Annotated in this window: 15 protein-coding genes; 9 read left to right on the top strand and 6 right to left on the bottom strand. The window is 64.0% G+C overall.

Annotated elements, in window-relative coordinates:
• Positions 1 to 84: 84 nt before the first annotated feature.
• From BMI86_RS11020 to BMI86_RS11010, 3 genes are all read right to left on the bottom strand, one after another.
• The gene (locus BMI86_RS11020) at positions 85 to 429 is read right to left on the bottom strand and encodes a TraR/DksA family transcriptional regulator (RefSeq protein WP_078541458.1); all 345 of its coding nucleotides are present in this window, start codon (positions 427 to 429) and stop codon (positions 85 to 87) included.
• A gap of 99 nt (positions 430 to 528) precedes the next feature.
• Positions 529 to 1,920 (bottom strand): adenosylhomocysteinase, encoded by a 1,392-nt coding sequence (gene ahcY, locus BMI86_RS11015; protein ID WP_078541457.1) that lies wholly within the window; start codon positions 1,918 to 1,920, stop codon positions 529 to 531.
• A 73-nt stretch (positions 1,921 to 1,993) separates the two neighbouring features.
• Complete coding sequence (locus BMI86_RS11010) at positions 1,994 to 2,503, bottom strand: hypothetical protein (RefSeq protein ID WP_078541456.1); 510 nt, start codon at positions 2,501 to 2,503, stop codon at positions 1,994 to 1,996.
• A 130-nt stretch (positions 2,504 to 2,633) separates the two neighbouring features.
• On the opposite strand from BMI86_RS11010, the gene BMI86_RS11005 reads away from it, so the two are divergent.
• Positions 2,634 to 3,590 carry a glycosyltransferase family 8 protein gene (locus BMI86_RS11005; protein WP_078541455.1) on the top strand — a complete coding sequence of 319 codons (957 nt, stop codon included), beginning with the start codon at positions 2,634 to 2,636 and terminating at the stop codon, positions 3,588 to 3,590.
• Positions 3,587 to 4,171: a hypothetical protein gene (locus BMI86_RS11000; protein WP_078541454.1), complete on the top strand. Its 585-nt coding sequence runs from the start codon at positions 3,587 to 3,589 to the stop codon at positions 4,169 to 4,171. The genes BMI86_RS11005 and BMI86_RS11000 overlap by 4 nt, the downstream gene beginning before the upstream one ends.
• A 55-nt stretch (positions 4,172 to 4,226) precedes the next feature.
• Here the strand turns inward: BMI86_RS11000 and BMI86_RS10995 are convergent, their stop codons facing one another.
• The 3 genes from BMI86_RS10995 to BMI86_RS10985 form a co-directional block, all read right to left on the bottom strand.
• Positions 4,227 to 4,535 (bottom strand): H-NS histone family protein, encoded by a 309-nt coding sequence (locus tag BMI86_RS10995; RefSeq protein WP_078541453.1) that lies wholly within the window; start codon positions 4,533 to 4,535, stop codon positions 4,227 to 4,229.
• A gap of 71 nt (positions 4,536 to 4,606) precedes the next feature.
• Entirely contained in the window at positions 4,607 to 5,161 is a 555-nt protein-coding gene (locus tag BMI86_RS10990; RefSeq protein ID WP_078522717.1) for an ActR/PrrA/RegA family redox response regulator transcription factor, read from the bottom strand.
• Positions 5,162 to 5,225: 64 nt separating this feature from the next.
• A complete protein-coding gene (locus BMI86_RS10985; protein ID WP_078522718.1) occupies positions 5,226 to 5,888 on the bottom strand; it encodes an SCO family protein in 663 nt (220 codons plus the stop codon).
• Between the two features lie 105 nt (positions 5,889 to 5,993).
• Between BMI86_RS10985 and BMI86_RS10980 the strand changes: the two genes are divergently transcribed.
• The 7 genes from BMI86_RS10980 (at position 5,994) to addA (ending at position 17,593) form a co-directional block, all read left to right on the top strand.
• Positions 5,994 to 7,376 (top strand): sensor histidine kinase RegB, encoded by a 1,383-nt coding sequence (locus BMI86_RS10980; protein WP_078541452.1) that lies wholly within the window; start codon positions 5,994 to 5,996, stop codon positions 7,374 to 7,376.
• 100 nt (positions 7,377 to 7,476) lie between these two features.
• On the top strand, positions 7,477 to 9,081 hold the full coding sequence (locus BMI86_RS10975; RefSeq protein WP_078541451.1) for a PAS-domain containing protein: 1,605 nt from the start codon (positions 7,477 to 7,479) through the stop codon (positions 9,079 to 9,081).
• A gap of 40 nt (positions 9,082 to 9,121) precedes the next feature.
• On the top strand, positions 9,122 to 9,616 hold the full coding sequence (tsaE, locus tag BMI86_RS10970; protein ID WP_078541450.1) for a tRNA (adenosine(37)-N6)-threonylcarbamoyltransferase complex ATPase subunit type 1 TsaE: 495 nt from the start codon (positions 9,122 to 9,124) through the stop codon (positions 9,614 to 9,616).
• The gene (locus BMI86_RS10965) at positions 9,609 to 10,604 is read left to right on the top strand and encodes a phosphotransferase (protein ID WP_078541449.1); all 996 of its coding nucleotides are present in this window, start codon (positions 9,609 to 9,611) and stop codon (positions 10,602 to 10,604) included. Before tsaE ends, BMI86_RS10965 begins: the two co-directional genes overlap by 8 nt.
• Positions 10,580 to 11,263, top strand: coding sequence for a nucleotidyltransferase family protein (locus tag BMI86_RS10960; protein ID WP_078541448.1), 684 nt, complete (start codon positions 10,580 to 10,582; stop codon positions 11,261 to 11,263). The genes BMI86_RS10965 and BMI86_RS10960 overlap by 25 nt, the downstream gene beginning before the upstream one ends.
• Positions 11,256 to 14,207 (top strand): double-strand break repair protein AddB, encoded by a 2,952-nt coding sequence (addB, locus tag BMI86_RS10955; RefSeq protein ID WP_078541447.1) that lies wholly within the window; start codon positions 11,256 to 11,258, stop codon positions 14,205 to 14,207. The genes BMI86_RS10960 and addB overlap by 8 nt, the downstream gene beginning before the upstream one ends.
• On the top strand, positions 14,204 to 17,593 hold the full coding sequence (gene addA, locus BMI86_RS10950) for a double-strand break repair helicase AddA (RefSeq protein ID WP_078541446.1): 3,390 nt from the start codon (positions 14,204 to 14,206) through the stop codon (positions 17,591 to 17,593). The genes addB and addA overlap by 4 nt, the downstream gene beginning before the upstream one ends.
• Positions 17,594 to 17,629 lie beyond the last annotated feature (36 nt).

Raw genomic sequence — 17,629 nt, 5'->3', positions numbered from 1 at the left:
TTGCTCTGCCCAGAAATGAAGGCAGCCGCAGGGTAAGCCGAGATAGTGAAATTACAAAGCGTAAATCCCGGGACCTCTCGCGCCTCAGCCACCGCCGCGACAGGAGACGCATTGCGTGAAGGTCGGGTCGAGTTCGAGACGCTTCTCGGGGATCGGCTCGCCGCAGCTGTCGCAATAGCCGAATTCGTCTTCCGCGATGCGCTGGAGTGCGGCCTCGATCGCGGTGATCCGGTGCTGACGGCGTCCATCCACCGCATTCGCCATCGCCTGGTTCTGCAGCGCATCCATGCGCGACAGCCGCCCGACGCTTTGCTGGTCCAGCTCGACAGGTTTGCGGGTCTGCGCGGTATCCTGCGACGCGCTGCGCAGCTCGGCCAGCTCCGCCTCCAATTGCGGCTTGAACCGCGCGGCAAGGTCTTCGGGTGTCATCGCTCTCCTCCTGTCCCGAGGAAAACCGATCATGGTCTGCGTTGCACGTAAAAAGGCCGCACCCTGCGGCGCGGCCTTTGAAATCGCGATGCGATCGGGTCAGTAGCGGTAATGCTCGGGCTTGAAGGGCCCTTCGACCGTGACGCCGATATAGTCGGCCTGATCGGGCTTGAGCTGGGTCAGCTTCACGCCGATCCGCTCCAGATGCAGGCGGGCGACCTTCTCGTCGAGATGCTTGGGCAGGATGTAGACGCCCGGCGCATAGTCTTCGCCCTTGGTCCACAGTTCGATCTGCGCCAGCACCTGGTTGGTGAAGGAGGCCGACATCACGAAGCTCGGGTGGCCGGTGGCGTTGCCGAGGTTCAGCAGGCGGCCTTCCGACAGCAGGATGATGCGCGAGCCCGAAGGCATCTCGATCATGTCCACCTGATCCTTGATGTTGGTCCATTTGTGGTTCTTCAGGTTCGCGACCTGAATTTCATTGTCGAAATGGCCGATGTTCCCGACGATCGCCATATCCTTCATCTCGCGCATATGCTCGATCCGGATGACGTCCTTGTTGCCGGTGGTGGTGATGAAGATGTCGGCGCTGTCGACGACGTCTTCCAGAACGACAACCTCGAACCCGTCCATCGCGGCTTGCAGCGCGCAGATCGGATCGACTTCGGTGACCTTCACTCGAGCGCCTGCACCACGCAGCGACGCGGCGGAGCCTTTGCCCACATCGCCATAACCGCAGACTACGGCGACCTTGCCGGCCATCATCGTGTCGGTGGCGCGGCGGATGCCGTCCACGAGGCTCTCTTTACAGCCGTATTTGTTGTCGAATTTTGACTTGGTGACGGAGTCGTTCACGTTGATCGCCGGGAAGGGCAGCAGGCCCTTCTTGTGCAGATCGTAAAGGCGATGCACGCCGGTCGTGGTCTCTTCCGAGACGCCCTTGATCGCGTCGCGCTGCTTGGTGAACCAGCCGGGGCTTTCCTTCATGCGTTTCTTGATCTGGGCGAACAGCGCCTCTTCCTCTTCCGAGGTGGGCACTTCGATCAGGTCAGGCTCGCCATTTTCGACGCGCGCGCCGAGCAGGATGTAGAGCGTCGCATCCCCGCCATCGTCGAGGATCATGTTGCAGGTGCCTTCCTCGAACTGGAAGATTTGGTCGGTATAGGACCAGTATTCTGCGAGCGTCTCGCCCTTGATCGCGAAAACGGGCGTGCCGCCCGCCGCGATCGCCGCAGCCGCGTGATCCTGCGTCGAGAAGATGTTGCACGAGGCCCAACGCACATCGGCGCCAAGCGCCTTGAGCGTTTCGATCAGCACCGCGGTCTGCACGGTCATGTGCAGCGACCCCGCGATGCGTGCCCCTTTCAGCGGTTTGCTCTCGCCGAATTCCGCGCGGCAGGCCATCAGGCCCGGCATTTCGGTTTCGGCGATGTCGAGCTCCTTCCGGCCGTAGTCGGCCAGAGCGATATCCTTGATGACGTAATCGGCCATGCGTGGCTCCCAATCTGAATTTGGAAGCTATGTAGCACTGGGACCGTAAAGCGGCAATGAAGGCCGATCACGTTCAGGTTGCGGGAAGAATCCCCTCACGATGCAGGAGCGCCACCGGGTTGTTGCCACGCTTCCAATCGGTGCCCGAGGACACGATGCAGGAGACGTTGTCGGCACGGGTATAGACCGCAGTCCAGGTGCCCATGATGCTCGAGGCGTACAACTCGACCTTCCGGTGATCGCCAAGCTGTTTCGTCATCGCGGGCTTCTCCGCGAAGTCGTGATTGAGCGAATCCACGAGCTTCGCGCGGTTGTCGCAATAGGGCTGATCGGGGCTTTGTGCCTCGCCGATCGCCGTGACGTTGTCGAAGGCCGACAGATCGCCATAAGGAATTTCGGACGGAATATCTTCCATCGGGCGACCGTCGCCCTCATAGCCATCCAGCATGACCTGCCGCGCCGATTCAGCTTGCGGGGCGGGCGTCACAGCCTCGTCGCTGCGTACGGCGGCGAGGGCAATGGTAGCGGGGATCGAGATAATCGCGATCCCGGCGGCAAAGAACGTAGTTTTCGAGGTCTGCATTTTGGCGTCCCCTTTTTCTCTCCGTGTCAAGCCAAGAACACACTCCGCGCGAAAATGTTCCTCAATCTGTGGCGTTTACAGCTGCAATGGCTTTGGCTAGTCACAGATACGCGCTGCATGAGAGGGGCGAATGGAGATCAATCTGGCCTGTTCGAAACCTGCGCAGCACCGCAAGGCGATCGCGTTTTGCTGCGATGACGCTTACCTGCCTTATGCCGCACATGCGGCGGGACAGATCGCGCAGCTCCACCCGGATCGGGATTTCGATATCTGCATCGTCAGCGCCGAACCGGTGACGCTTCCGGCGTCGCTCGAAGGATTGAATCTGCGGCTGTGCAGTTTCGATCCCGAGCTGATATTTTCGGGTTTCTCGACCGATCGGGGACGCAGTTCGGCCATGTATATGCGCCTCATGCTGCCGAAGATTTTCGCGGATGATTATGATCGCATTCTCTATCTCGATGCCGATATTCACGTGGATAGCGGCGATCTCTCGCGGCTGCTGACGGTTGAACTCGGAGGGAAACCGGTCGGAGCAGTGCGAGATAATCCGCAATGGCGGACGCCGTCGCGGATGCCGGAGGATTTCAAGGATTTCGATCTCGCCAATGCCGCCTATTTCAATTCCGGCGTGCTGCTGATCGACGTGGCGAACTGGAACGCTCAAGGCATTCTCGACGCGGCGCTGAGCTTTGGAGAAAAGAACGGCGCCCGCCTGCGCCGCAACGATCAGACGCTTCTCAATTGCGTTCTGTATCGCAACTGGGCGGAGCTCAGCCCGATGTGGAACTGGCAATATACCCCGGCCTCGCGGCTGCATGAGGCGATGGTCAGCGCCCATATCGTGCATTTCATCGGCCCGTCGAAACCGTGGAAAGCGCGGCCGGAAACCCTGCCGCCGCGCTTTGGGCGGGGTTTGCGCCATTTCTGCGCCGCGCATTTCCCGGAACGGCGCTTCGATATTCCCGACGGCCCCGGGCCGGGCAGTAAGCTGATGACGAAAATGCTCGTCCGGCAACTCATCAACAGAAACAAAATGGCGCGCTATCTCGCGCGCTTTCCCGACGACTATACGGTGATCACATGAAACGCGCTTGGCAAAGGATGCTTTCGGGGCGCAGGCTCGACCTGCTGGACCCGACGCCCGTCGATATCGAGATCGAGGATATCGCGCATGGTCTGGCTTTCGTGGCGCGCTGGAACGGTCAGACTTTCGGCGACTGGCCCTATTCCGTGGCTGAGCATTCGCTTCTAGTTGAGCAGATCTTCTGCCATCAGAATCCGAAAATCGCCGCGAAATGGAAATTGGCGGCGCTTTTGCACGATGCGCCGGAATATGTGCTGGGCGATATGATCAGCCCGGTGAAGGCGGCGATTGGCGAAGGCTATGGCACGCTCGATGATCGGCTGATCGCGGCGGTGCATATACGCTTTGGTCTACCCGCTGCGCTTCCGGTGCGAATCAAGCGTGCGATCAAAAAGGCGGATATCGTCTCGGCCCGCCTCGAAGCGGAACAGATTGCCGGGTTTTCCAAAGTTGAGGCCGACAAGGTTTTCGGAAAGCTCGCGCCCGAATATGCCGAAACCTTTAAAATCCATCTGCGACCGCCGTCGGAGGTGCGCACGGATTATACCGCACGCCACGAAGCGCTTTTGTCAGAGCTGTAATACGAGTGTCTGCAATTCCGGCAGGCACTCGTATTCAAAAATACTTATTTGTTTCTCAGATCTTCAGATCGTCGAGCGATTTACCATTGTCGAGAGCGGCTTGCACCCAACGCGGTTTGCGGCCACGACCGGTCCAGGTTTCGCTGGCATCGTCCGGATTGGCATATTTCGGCGGCACGGTGCGGCGCGGCTTGGCCGAACCCGATCCGGTCAGTTCCGCCAGCGAATAACCCATATCACGGGCCGCGCGCTCAAGCTGATCGATCGCTTCTTTCTTCTTGCGATCCTCGTAGCCGGAGATCGCCTTGTCGACTTGCTTACGAAGAGCTTTCAGCTCGTCGAGGGACATATCATCTAGATTCATTTTAAAGCTCCGAATTGGATATCCGGAGCATTAAATAGAAACCTTAAATATTTAACAACCTAACCAAAACGTCAGCGAGGGCTTCTCTTAGCCAAAATCCGCTGAAGGGTCCGGCGGTGCATATTCAGGCGGCGCGCCGTTTCCGAAACATTCCGGTCGCAAAGTTCGTACACCCGTTGAATATGTTCCCAGCGCACGCGATCCGCGCTCATCGGGTTTTCCGGCGGCGGCGGGGCAACCTCGCCTTTCGCCAATAGCGCATTTGTGACGTCGGTGGCATCGGCGGGTTTCGCGATATAATCGGTCGCGCCCATTTTTACGGCGGCCACGGCGGTCGCGATGGCCCCATATCCGGTCAGCACGACGATCCGCGCGTCCGCACGCTTTTCGCGCAGCGCCTCGACCACGTCGAGCCCGTTGCCATCCTCGAGCCGCAGATCGATCACCGCATAAGCGGGCGGGTTCGATTGCACGATCGCGCGGCCTGCGGCGACGGTTTCGGCGGTCTGGGTCTCGAAGCCGCGTTTCTCCATCGCGCGGGCGAGCCGCGTGAGAAACGGCAGATCATCATCGACGATCAGAAGCGATTTGTCCGACCCGATATCGGCGCTGATGTCTTCAGCCATTATCGTAACTCCCTCTCGCCGAGTTTGACGCTTGGATTTGTTTTAAGCTGTTGCGCTTGTTCGGTCAATTTCCGGCTGCGCCGTCGGGATTGGCCTTTTTCCACGCATCGACGAAACAGGAGACGCTGTCGGCCATCTGCTCGGGCGTGGTGTCGCGGTTGTAGTATTCCGCGAAGCCTGTGTCCGGGAAGACCAGATAGCTTTGGGTCGAGTGATCGATCAGGGTGTAGGGGTCGCCCGGGTCCTGCACTTTGAAATAGGTGCGGTATTCCTGCGAGACCTTCTTGATCTGCTCCGGCGTGCCGGTCAGCCCGATCATTTTCGGATGCATGAGATCGGTGAATTCCTTCAGCAGCTCGGGGGTGTCGCGTGCGGAATCAACCGAAATGAAGACCGGCGTCACCGAATAGCCGCGCTTTTCGAGAAGGCTTACGGCTTCGGCATTGCGCGCACTGTCGAGCGGACAGACGTCCGGGCAATAGGTATAGCCGAAATAGAGAATGCTCGGCTCGGTGATGACATCCGTATTCGTCACTTCCTTGCCGTTCTCGTCGGTGAGGGTGAAAGGACCGCCGATTTCGCCTGCGCCGCCTGCGACGACGCTTTGCCGGCACTGCGCGAAAATATCGTCGTCATTGCTGCGGGTCGCGGCGAACCAGGTGACGCCCAAGCCGATGACCACGATCGCGGTCGCGGCGGCAGCGGAAATTTTCGCAATACGGTTCATATTGTCACTCCTCTCACGGCTGCATTGATCGCGCGGCGGGCGCCGATTATCAATGCTTTCATGCCGCCAATTCCGGCGATGTGCGCTTTGGACGCGGGAGACGACATGGCTCAACGCCTCGAGGCCCAACCCGGCCCGGCCGAGATTCACCACGACTGGGTGCGCCTCCGGACGCTGATCTTCCTGCGCTGGACCGCGATTGTCGGTCAGCTCGGCGCGATCTTCGTCGCCTATTTCGTCTATGATATCGCGCTGGATCTGGCGCTGTGCCTCGCCACGGTCGCGGCGGCAATCGCGGCCAATCTCGTGGCGATTTTCCTCTTTCCCGACACCAAGCGCCTGACCCAGCCCGAGGCGGCGGCGACGCTGATGTTCGACATGGCGCAGCTTGCGCTGTTGCTGTCGATCACGGGTGGGATGAACAACCCCTTCGCGCTGCTCATTCTCGTGCCGGTGACCATAGCGGCCACCGCGCTGGAGCGATCTGCGACGATCCTGCTGGGTCTTGCGACGATGGTGATGATCTCGATCGTCGCGGTGGTCTATCTGCCGCTGGTTAGCAAGACCGGCGAGGTGATCGCGGTGCCCGACGTCTTCGAATTCGGCTATTGGCTGTCGATCATCATCGGCGTGGCCTTCCTTGGCGCCTATGCGCATAAGGTGGCGAGCGAAGTGCGCTCGATGGGCGATGCGTTGCGCGCGACGCAGCTCGCCCTGACGCGCGAGCAGAAGCTGACCGATCTGGGCGGGGTCGTCGCGGCGGCGGCGCATGAGCTGGGCACGCCGCTTGCGACGATCAAGCTGGTGAGTTCGGAGCTGGCCGACGAGCTCGAAGACAGCCCCGATCTGCGCGACGATGCGCTCTTGATCCGCGAGCAGGCCAATCGGTGCCGCGACATCCTCCATTCGATGGGCCGGGTCGGGAAAGACGACCTGCATATGCGGACCGCGCCCATCGTCGCCGTTCTGCGCGAAGCGGCGGACCCGCATATGGAGCGCGGGATCGAAATTCACTTCGATGCCCATCCCATCGTCGAGGGCCTCGAACGCCAGCCGACGATCTACCGCTATCCCGAACTGATCCACGCCCTGCGCAATTTCATCCAGAACGCCGTCGATTTCGCGCACTCCACGGTCTGGGTCGAGGCGGAATGGGACGATGAAGAGATCACCGTGCGGATCAGCGACGACGGCAAGGGCTATCCTACTAGCGTGCTCAACCGGATCGGCGATCCCTTCCTGCAGCCGCGTGCGAATGCGGCGGAGCGCAAAGGCTATGAGGGGATGGGGCTGGGCGTCTTCATTGCGAAGACCCTGATCGAGCGCACGGGCGGGCGGCTCACCTTCTCGAATGGCGACGCGCCCTTCGCGCCCGGTGCCGCGGTGCCCGCGCGCTCCGGTGCGGTTGTGGAAGTCGTATGGCCTGCGTCGCGCCTTCTGGCGCGGGACGACGCGGGGCTTGGTTTGAACCAGCCGATCGCGGTCTGATCGCCTTCCCTTCTCTTACCGCTCCCCGAGCGAAGTTAACGCTGAGTTAACGATTCTTTCGCACCCTCGACCTGGGGACAGGTTTGAGAGGCCGAAAGACATGACGACTGCATGGCTCGAGGCGGCGATGATCGCGCTTACCTCGGTGGGCGCGGCCTTGGTCGCGTTGTTGCTGACATGGCTCGCCGTGGGCCGCGCGCCGGGGCGCAGGCTGACCCCCGCTGCGCGAGAGGACATCGAGGAGGTGGCCTTTCTGTTCGACGACGAGGCGCTTGTGGATGCAACGCCCCCGGCGCGGCGCCTGCTGGAATCGATGCCCATCGGGGCGAGCGATTGGACGCGCTTCACCGCGTTCGCCGCGCCGCGCTTTCCCGAATTTCAGTCCCGCATCGGCCAGCTCGCCGATCTCGGGCGGCTTGAGATGACCGAGGTCGCGAGTGCCACCGACAAGCCCCGGCTCCGCCTCACCGTCGAGAATTTCAACGGTCTGGCGCGGATCACCCTCGTCGATCCCGAAGGGGAGGGGCAGGGCCAGCGCATCGACAGTCTCTCTTTCCGGGCGATGGAAGACGAATTGGAGATGATGCGCACGACACTCGACCGCTCGCCGGTTCTGATCTGGCGGACCGAGAAGGGGGGTGAGTTGAGCTGGGCAAACAGAGCCTATCTTGTGCGCGCAGGGGCCTTCGATGCAGGCGAAGAAGGGTTTGGATGGCCGCTGCCGAGCCTGTTCACGCTGCCGCCCGACGCATTCGACGGGGGCGGGCCGCATCGTCTGGAGATTGGCCCCGCCGCGCGGAGCGACACCGATGCCGCGACATGGTTCGACTGTCACTCCGTCGTTCTCGAACGCGGCACGCTGCATTTCGCCCTCCCCGCCGACGCCGCCGTGCGGGCCGAGAAGGCGTTGCGCGATTTTGTCCAGACCCTGACCAAGACCTTCGCCGACCTGCCGATCGGGCTCGCGATTTTCGACCGGGACCGGCAGCTGCGGCTGTTCAATCCCGCGCTGAGCGACCTTCTGCAGCTCGGGCCGGAATTCCTCGCCACGCGCCCGACGCTCTACGCCTTTCTCGACAGGCTGCGCGAAACCAAGATGATGCCCGAGCCGAAGGATTACCGAAGCTGGCGGCAGGAAATGACCGAGCTGGAGCAGGCCGCCGCCTCCGGGTACCACGCCGAGACCTGGAACCTGCCCGGCGGGCAGACCTATCGCGTCACCGGGCGCCCGCATCCCGATGGCGCAGTGGCGTTCCTGTTCGAGGATATTTCGTTGGAAACGTCTCTAACCCGGCAGTTTCGTGGTGAAATCGAGATGTCTCAGGAGGTGTTCGACCGGGTCGGCGACGCGATCGCGGTGTTCCGCCCCTCGGGCGAATTGGCGATGGCGAATGCCGCCTATGGCGCGCTCTGGGGGGTCGAGCCGGAGGCGACGCTGGGCCGGGTGACCCTGCTCGACGCGGTGAAGCAATGGCAGGCGCGCGCCGAACCCAGCGCCTTCTGGTCGTGGCTGCAAAATCTCGCCCGGGAAATCGGCGCGCGCGAGAACCTGACCGAAGAGATCACCCTGCTCGACGGGCGGCATGTGACCTGCCAGCTCGAGACGCTTTCGGGCGGGGCGTTTCTCCTGCGTTTCCGTGTCGACGCAGCTTCCGGCAAGCCGCCGCCACGTCAGACGGGCACCACCGTCGCGCAGCAAGGCTAGCCGCTTGGCAAAGGGGCGATCGGCGCGCTAGAACCGAGCCATGCCCGCGCCGACGCACGCCCCCGTTTCCAGCGAAATGCCCTGCCTCGATCTCCCCGATCCCGAGGCGACGGAGCGGCTTGGCGCGCTCTTTGCCGAATTCGCCGGGCCGGGCGATGTGCTCCTGCTCGACGGTCAGATCGGCGCCGGGAAAACCCATTTCGCGCGCGCCCTGATCCAGACGCGGCTCGGCGTGGCAGAACATGTGCCCTCACCGACCTTCACGTTGGTCCAGACCTACGAGGCCGATTGCGAAATCTGGCATGCCGACCTCTATCGGCTCACCGACCCCGACGAGGTTCTCGAGCTCGGACTGGATGCGGCCTTCGACTCTGCGATTTGCCTGATCGAATGGCCCGACCGGCTCGGGTCCGCCGCGCCGAAAGGGGCGCTGCGGCTGCGTTTCGAGCAAACCGAAGAAGGCGCGGCGCGAAGGGTCTGTTTCGAGACGACTACGCCTCTTTCGCGGCAGGTTCTGGAGGCGTGGAATGGCTGACGAAGCCGAGATTCAAAGCTTCCTCACCGCCGCCGGGTGGCACGACGCCAGCCGCCGCCCGCTCGCCGGAGATGCCTCGGCCCGCAGTTACGAACGCCTGACCCGCGGCGCGGATCGCGCCGTGTTGATGAAAGCGCCCGACGGGACCGAGATCGCCCGTTTCACGCGCATCGGCGATTGGCTCGCCGAGGCCGGTTTTTCCACGCCGAACGTGCTCGCGCGCGACGATGCGGCGGCGCTGCTGTTGCTCGAAGATTTTGGCGATGCCCTCGCGGCCCGTCACCTCGACGCGACGCCCGACGACGAGCCTGCGCTCTATGCTCTGATCACCGAATTCCTCGCCGATCTGCCCCGCCATGCGCCGCCCGAAGATCTGCCGCTGCTGGATGGTCCCGCGCTCGCCGACCTGCTGGATTTGGTGCCGGAGTTCTACCCCTGCACGGACCGGGCTGCCGCGGATGCGCTCCAACAGGCGATCGCCGATAAATTCGACACTCTTCCGGCGTGGAAGCCGGTTCTATGCCTGCGCGATTTCCACGCGGAGAACATCATTCTGCTGGATCGTCCGGGCCTGCGCCGCCTGGGGCTTCTCGACTATCAGGACGCGCTGCGGGCCCATCCCGCCTATGATCTGGTCTCAGCGTTGCAAGATGCGCGCCGCGATGTGAGCCCGCAGGTCGAGGACGCCGAGATCTCCCATTATTGCGCGCTGACCAAGACCGATCCGACCACGTTTCGCCTCGCCTACGGTCTGCTTGGCCTGCAACGCGCGCTGCGGATCCTCGGGATCTTCGCGCGGTTGACCATTCGCGACGGAAAGCCCCAATATCTTGAGTATATGCCGCGCGTTTACGGCTATATTTCGCGTAACCTCGCCGATCCCGCGCTTGCCGATCTGGCGGAGCTGTTCCACGCCGCCTATCCTGCGCCCGACCCGAATTTGATTGCTGATTTGAGACGAAAATGCCCGACCAGCCCGACGCCTTGATGCTCTTCGCCGCCGGTTTCGGCACGCGCATGGGCGCGCTGACGCAAACCCGGCCCAAGCCGATGATCGAGGTCGCCGGGCGTCCGCTGATCGATCACGCGCTCGATCTTGCCCGGGCGGGCGGGGCGCGGCGGCTCGTGGCCAATGTGCATTACCTCGCCGATCAGGTGGTCGCGCATCTGGCCGGGCAGGACGTCGCGATCTCGGACGAGCGCGACGAGATTCTGGAAACCGGCGGCGGGCTGCGTAAGGCGCTGCCGCTGCTTGGCGACGGCCCGGTGATGACGCTCAACACCGATGCGGTCTGGAGTGGCGAGAACCCCGTGGCCCGGCTGCGCGAGGCGTGGCGGCCCGACGAGATGTCGGCGCTTCTGATGCTGGTGAGGCCCGAAAATGCGCGCGGACATGCGGGCGCGGGCGATTTCACGATGGACGAGACCGGCCGCCTGACGCGCGGGCCGGGTTATGTCTATACGGGAGCGCAGATGCTAAATCCCGCTGGAATAGGGTCTATTTCTGAGCGGAGCTTCTCGCTGAACATCCTATGGGACGAGATGATCGCGGCGGGGCGTGTCTTCGGCCTCGTGCATGACGGGGGGTGGTGCGATGTCGGGCGTCCCGAATCCATTCCTTTGGCCGAGGCGATGCTCGATGAGTGAGGACATCGCCTCCGTCTACGCCCTCCCGCCGGGCGTCGATTTTCCCCGCGCCTTGGTTGCTGGGCTGCGTGCGCGCTTTGCCGATCAGCCGCCCGAGGCGCTGGCCCGGGTCACGCTCTATCTCAACTCCGGGCGGATGCGCCGCCGCGTGCGGGAGGTCTTCCTCGAAAGCGGCGCGCTCTATCTGCCGCGGCTCCTGCTGGTCAGCGATCTCGGTGCCGATCCGCTCGCGGGTCTGCCGCTGCCCGTGCCCCCGCTGCGCCGTAAGCTCGAACTGGCCCAGTTCGTCGAGCAACTCACCCGCGCCATGCCCGAATTCGAGGCGGGCGCGAGCCAATTCGCGCTGGCCGAGAGCCTGTATTCCCTCCTCGCCGAGATGCAGAGCGAGGGTGTCCATATCGACGATCTCGACCAGTTGGAACTGACCGAGACCCACGCCCGCCACTGGCAGGAGAGCCTGCGTTTCATCCGCATTATCGCGCGTTATTTCGACAACGACGCCGAGCTGGACCGCGAGAGCCGCCAGCGGATGGTCGTGGAGGCGGTGATCGAGCGTTGGCGCGAAAGCCCGCCCGCGGATCCGGTGATCGTCGCAGGCTCGACCGGTTCGCACGGGGCGACCTCGCTCTTCATGCAGGCGGTCGCGCGGTTGGAAAACGGGTCGATCGTTCTTCCCGGCTTCGACCGCGACATGACGCAGGCGGCGTGGGATAGTCTCTATTCCGGCCCGTTTCCGCTCGAAGACCACCCGCAGTTCCGCTATCGCAGCTTGCTCGACAAGCTCGGGCTTTCGGCGGAAGACGTCGTCGATTGGGACCAGATCTCCGCGCCGGATCCGGGCCGCAACCGTCTCGTGTCGCTCGCGCTGCGACCGGCGCCAGTTACCGACCAATGGCGGCGCGAAGGCGCTGGGCTGGGGCCGCTCGTTCCGGCCTGTCAGGGGCTGTCGCTGATCGAAGCGCGCGATCCGCGCCATGAGGCGCTGTCGATTGCGCTCGCGCTGCGCGACGCGGTCGAGCGGGGCGTCAGTTCGGCTCTGATCACGCCTGATCGTCTTCTGGCGCGCCGCGTGTCGGCGGCGCTCGACCGGTGGGGGATCGTGCCGGACGACAGTGCGGGACAGCCGCTGCAGCAGACTGCGCCGGGCCGGTTCCTGCGGCAGATCGCGGCGATGCGGGCGCGTCCGGTCGGGATCGCCGATCTGATTGCGCTGCTGAAACATCCGCTGACCGCGACCGGCGAGGAAGAGCGTGGGCCGCATCTGCGCAATACGCGGGAACTGGAGCTGCGCCTGCGCCGCTATGGGCCCGCGTTCCCGGACCGCGAGAGTCTTACGAAATGGGCTGAAAAAGACCCTGAATCGCTGGAATCCTGGGCGCAGTGGCTCTGCGATATTCTCGAGGATTTCACGGCACCTCCCGCGGTCGCGCTGACAGATCACGTGGAACAGCACTTCCGGCTCGCCGAACGAGTCGCCGCCGGACCTAGTGCCGCGACCGAGACCAGTGAGCTGTGGCGCGAGGCGGCGGGGCGCGAGGCGCGTCGCTTGATGGAGGACCTGCGCAGTCAGTCCGGTTTCGGCGGGCATCTCGGCGCGCTCGATTACGCCGATCTGGTTAATCGACACCTTCAGAGCGGGCTCGTGCGGCAGACGCTCGCCGCGCATCCGCTGATCGCGATCTGGGGGACGCTGGAAGCGCGCGCGCAGGGCGCCGAACTGGTGATTTGTGGCGGGTTGAACGAGGGAAGCTGGCCCGAAGCGCCCGCGCCCGACCCGTGGTTCAGCCGTCAAATGCGGCTGGAATCGGGTCTATTATTGCCCGAACGGCAGGTCGGCCTTTCGGCGCATGATTTCCAGCAGGCGGTTGCCGGGCCGCAGGTGATCCTGTCGCGCTGTGCGCGGGATGCGGAGGCGCAGACGATCCCGTCGCGCTGGCTCAACCGGCTCTTGAACCTCGTGGACGGCCTGCCCGATCAAGGCGGCACCGAGGCGCTGGCCGAGATGCGCGGCCGCGGTAAACGCTGGCTCGATCTGGCGGATGCGGTCGAGACGCCGCGGATCACGCTTGAGCCCGCCAAACGCCCGTCGCCCCGCCCGCCGGTCGATGTGCGCCCGCGCGAATTGCCGGTCACCGCGATCGAGACCCTGATCCGCGACCCCTATGACATCTACGCGAAGCGCATCCTGAAGCTGCGCGCCCTCGATCCGCTGCGCCCCGAACCCGACGCCTTGCTGCGTGGTCAGGTGTTGCACCAGATCGTCGAAACCTTCGTGAAGACCTATGACGAGACCGCCACGATCGAAGCGGCGCAGTCGCGTCTGATGGAGATCGCCGAGGAGGTGATGCTCCGTGAAATTCCGTGGCCCAGTGCGCAGCGCATCTGGCTCGCAAGGGTCCGGGGGATCGCCGAGACTTTCTGCCGGGCCGAGGCCGAGCGTCGCGCGCAGGGCGCGCCCATGGTGGTGGAGAAAAAAGGCTCTGTTTCACTGAAAAACCCGATTTTTACGCTCACCGCAAAGCCCGACCGGATCGACATTCTCGAAGACGGGCGCGCGTGGATCTACGACTACAAGACCGGCACGCCGCCGTCGGAGCGCGAGGTGATGGCCTTCAACAAGCAGATGCTTCTGGAGGCCGCGATGGTCGGGCGTGGGGCCTTCGAGGCGATCGGGCCGCGCGAGGTCGCGGGCATGTCCTATGTGCGGCTCGGCGGCGACGGCGCCACCACGCAGATCAAGGGCAAATCCGGGGATCGCAGCGAGACGCCCGAGGAGAGCTGGGAGAAATTCCGCAAACTGATCGCGCGCTATTTCGAACCGTCGCAAGGCTTCACCGCGCGGCGCGCTCCGCAAAAAGCGCGCGCGCGGACGGACTATGATCAGGTCTCGCGCTTCGGGGAATGGGATGTCACCGATGAGGCCGAGGGGGAGGACGTGTCATGACCCATCCAGCCAGCCTCAGACAGCATCAGGCCTCGCAACCGGACAGCTCGGTCTGGCTCGCCGCGAATGCGGGGTCGGGCAAGACCAAGGTGCTGACCGACCGCGTCGCGCGCATGCTTTTGGCCGGAACAGAGCCTCAACGCATTCTGTGCCTGACCTACACGAAGGCCGCCGCGGCGGAGATGCAGAACCGTCTGCTCGGTCTGCTGGGCGGTTGGGCGATGATGGACGAGTCAAAGCTGCGCGAGAAGCTGCGGGCGCTGGGTGCCGATGAGGCGCTTTCCGCCGAGGATCTGGCGAAAGCGCGGCGGCTGTTCGCCAAGGCGATCGAGACGCCGGGCGGGCTGAAGATCCAGACCATTCACGCCTTCTGCGCGGGATTGCTGCGCCGCTTCCCGCTCGAGGCGAAAGTCTCGCCGGGGTTTTCCGAGATGGACGACCGCGCCGGCGAATTGATGCGTGAGGATATCCTCGAGGAGATCGCGACGGGCCCGGATTGCGAGCGGCTCGATGCGTTGCTCGGCGTCTATTCCGGTGAGGACCTGACGGCCCTCGCAGCCGATATAAGCCGGAATAGGGTCGGTTTTGCAGGCGATCTTGGCTTGCCCGATCTGCTGGAAGCCTACGATCTGCCGCGGGACATGACCGAAGAGGCGCTGCTGTCCGAGGTCTTCGACGACGGCGATCTGACGATGATCCGCGACGTCGCGCCTGCGTTCCTTGCAAGCTCCAAGAACGATCAGCGCGTCGGCGCAGGGTTGGCGGCGGCGCGGACCCGCGATCTGGACGCTGTGCAGGCTCTGGAAGACGTGCTTTGCGTCAAGAAACCGAAGGACGGCCCGCCCTATCAGCCCAAGCTCGACAAGGTCGCCACCAAGGCGCTCGCCAAGGCGCTGGGCGACGGCACGATGGCCGCGCTGTCCGATTTGTCCGAGCGCGTCTCCGAGAACCGTCCCCGCCGCCTCGCCTTTGTCGCGGCGAAACGCGCCCATGCGTTGCACCGGTTCGCGCAGGTCTTCCTGCCGCGGCTCGACGCCTATAAGACCGCGCGCGGCTGGCTCGATTTCGACGACCTGATCGACCGTGCGGCGGCGCTCCTGGATGAGCCTTCGGTGGCGCAATGGGTGCTGTTCCGCCTCGATGGCGGGATCGACCATATCCTCGTCGACGAGGCGCAGGACACGAGCCCCCGGCAATGGCGGGTGATCGAGCGGATCGCCGAGGAATTCACCTCCGGCGAAGGCGCGCATAAGGGCGAGCGCACGCTGTTTGTAGTCGGCGACCGCAAGCAGTCGATCTATTCCTTCCAAGGGGCCGATCTTCAGCAATTCGAGGAAATGCGCGCCCATTTCGCCCGAAAATTCGCGGATATCGGTCGCGCGCTCTCTCCGCTGGAACTGGAGCATTCCTTCCGGTCGTCCGCGGCCGTGCTGCGTTCCGTGGACCTCGCTTTTGCGCGCGGAGCCGAGCAGGGCCTGGGCGGCGCGCCCTCGCATATCGCCTTCCACGAGGCGCTTCCGGGCCGCGTCGATCTGTGGCCCGCGATCGAGTCGGTGAAGACGGATGACGAGGACGATTGGGAGAGCCCGGTCGATCTGACCAGCGCGGAATCTGCGATTTCTCAGCTATCGCGCATGATCGCCGCCGAGATTTCCGCGATGATCGCACAGGGGGTGCAGATCCCCGATCACGAGGCGCCCGGCGGCGCGCGCCCGGTGCATGAGGGCGATTTCCTGATCCTCGTGCGGCGTCGCTCGGAGCTGTTTTCCGAGATCATCCGCGCCTGCAAATCGATCGGGCTGGCGGTCGCGGGGGCGGATCGCCTGAAGCTCGGGGCGGAGCTTGCGGTGCGTGATATTCGCTCGCTTCTCAGCTTCCTCGCGACGCCCGAGGACGATCTGTCGCTGGCGGAGGCGTTGCGCTCGCCGCTTCTGAACTGGTCCGAGCAGGAGCTCTATCAGCTGGCGCAGCCCCGGAAGGGCTATCTCTGGGAGGCGCTCCGGCGTGGCGAGATGCGGTCCGATACGCAGGAGATGCTGAAAGATCTGCGCGACAATTCCGATTTCCTGCGGCCATTCGAGCTGATCGAACGCCTGCTGACCCGGCATGGCGGGCGCGAGCGGCTTCTGGCGCGGCTTGGCCCCGAGGCGGAGGACGGGATCGACGAGTTGATCTCGCAGGCGCTGGCGTTCGAGCGCAATGAAGTGCCCAGCCTGACCGGGTTCCTCGGCTGGCTCGATGCGGATGATGTGCAGGTGAAGCGGCAGTTGGACGGGGCAGGGCGCGCGATCCGGGTGATGACGGTTCACGGCTCGAAAGGGTTGGAAGCGCCGATCGTCATCCTACCCGATACGGCGAAGAAAAAAGAGCCTAATCCGCCTAAAATCCTGCGTTTGGACAATGGTGTCGCGGGGCTGCGGCAGCCCGCGCCGGACGCGCCGGAGGCCCAGCTTTCCGCCGCAGGGAAGGAGACGACTGCCCGCACGGAAGAGGCACAGCGGCTTCTCTACGTCGCGATGACGCGGGCGGAGAAATGGCTGATCGTGGCCGCAGCCGGTGAGGTCGGCGAGGGCGACGAGACCTGGTACAGCCGGATGAAATCGGGCCTCGAAGCCGCGGGAACCGAGGACGTCACGGGCCTTTCCAAGCCGTTGCAGGAGCTTGGCGAATATCCACGCCACGCGACCGGCGCATGGCCGGTGAACGCGCGCGCCCCAGCGGCCGCAGAGGAAGTCACGCGACTGGATCTACCCGCATGGAGCCTCACGCCCGCAGCTGCCGTCGAGCCGCCGCCGCGTCCGCTTTCGCCCTCCGATCTGGGCGGGGCGAAGGCTCTGTTCGGCGATGGCGAGATGATGGACGAAGACGAGGCGCTGCGTCACGGGCGCAACCTGCACCGGCTTCTCGAACATCTGCCGGAACGGCCGCGAGATCAGTGGGAAGACCTTGCCGAACTCTTGCTGTCCGAGGGCGAGGATGCGCTGCTTCCGGGTGAAATAGAGCCTGTTTTGGCCGAAGCTACCCGCGTTCTCGAAGCGCCGGGCATGGCGGCCTGGCTGGGTCCGGACTGTCTGGCGGAAGTCGAGATCACCGCCGCGCTGGAGGAATTCGGCGGCCAGCGGATTCACGGCTTCATCGACCGTCTGCGGATCGATGCCGAAGGCGTTCACATTCTCGATTACAAATCCAACCGCATCGTCCCCTCGTCGCCCGATCAGGTGCCCGAAGGCATCGTGCGACAGATGGCCGCCTATCGCGCTGCATTGCGGCAGATTCACCCCGGACGCAGCATCACCTGCGCGATCCTGTGGACACAGGACGGAACGATCATGCCGCTCGCAGATGCACAGCTAGACGGGAGCTTGCGCACGCCCACTGTATCTTGACGCCGACGGGGGCGGAACTTACCTTCCTTGCCGACC

It is taken from the genome of Thioclava sp. DLFJ5-1, assembly GCF_002020115.1.
Taxonomy (GTDB): Bacteria; Pseudomonadota; Alphaproteobacteria; order Rhodobacterales; family Rhodobacteraceae; genus Thioclava; species Thioclava sediminum.
This window is presented reverse-complemented; position numbering and strand designations above follow the sequence as displayed.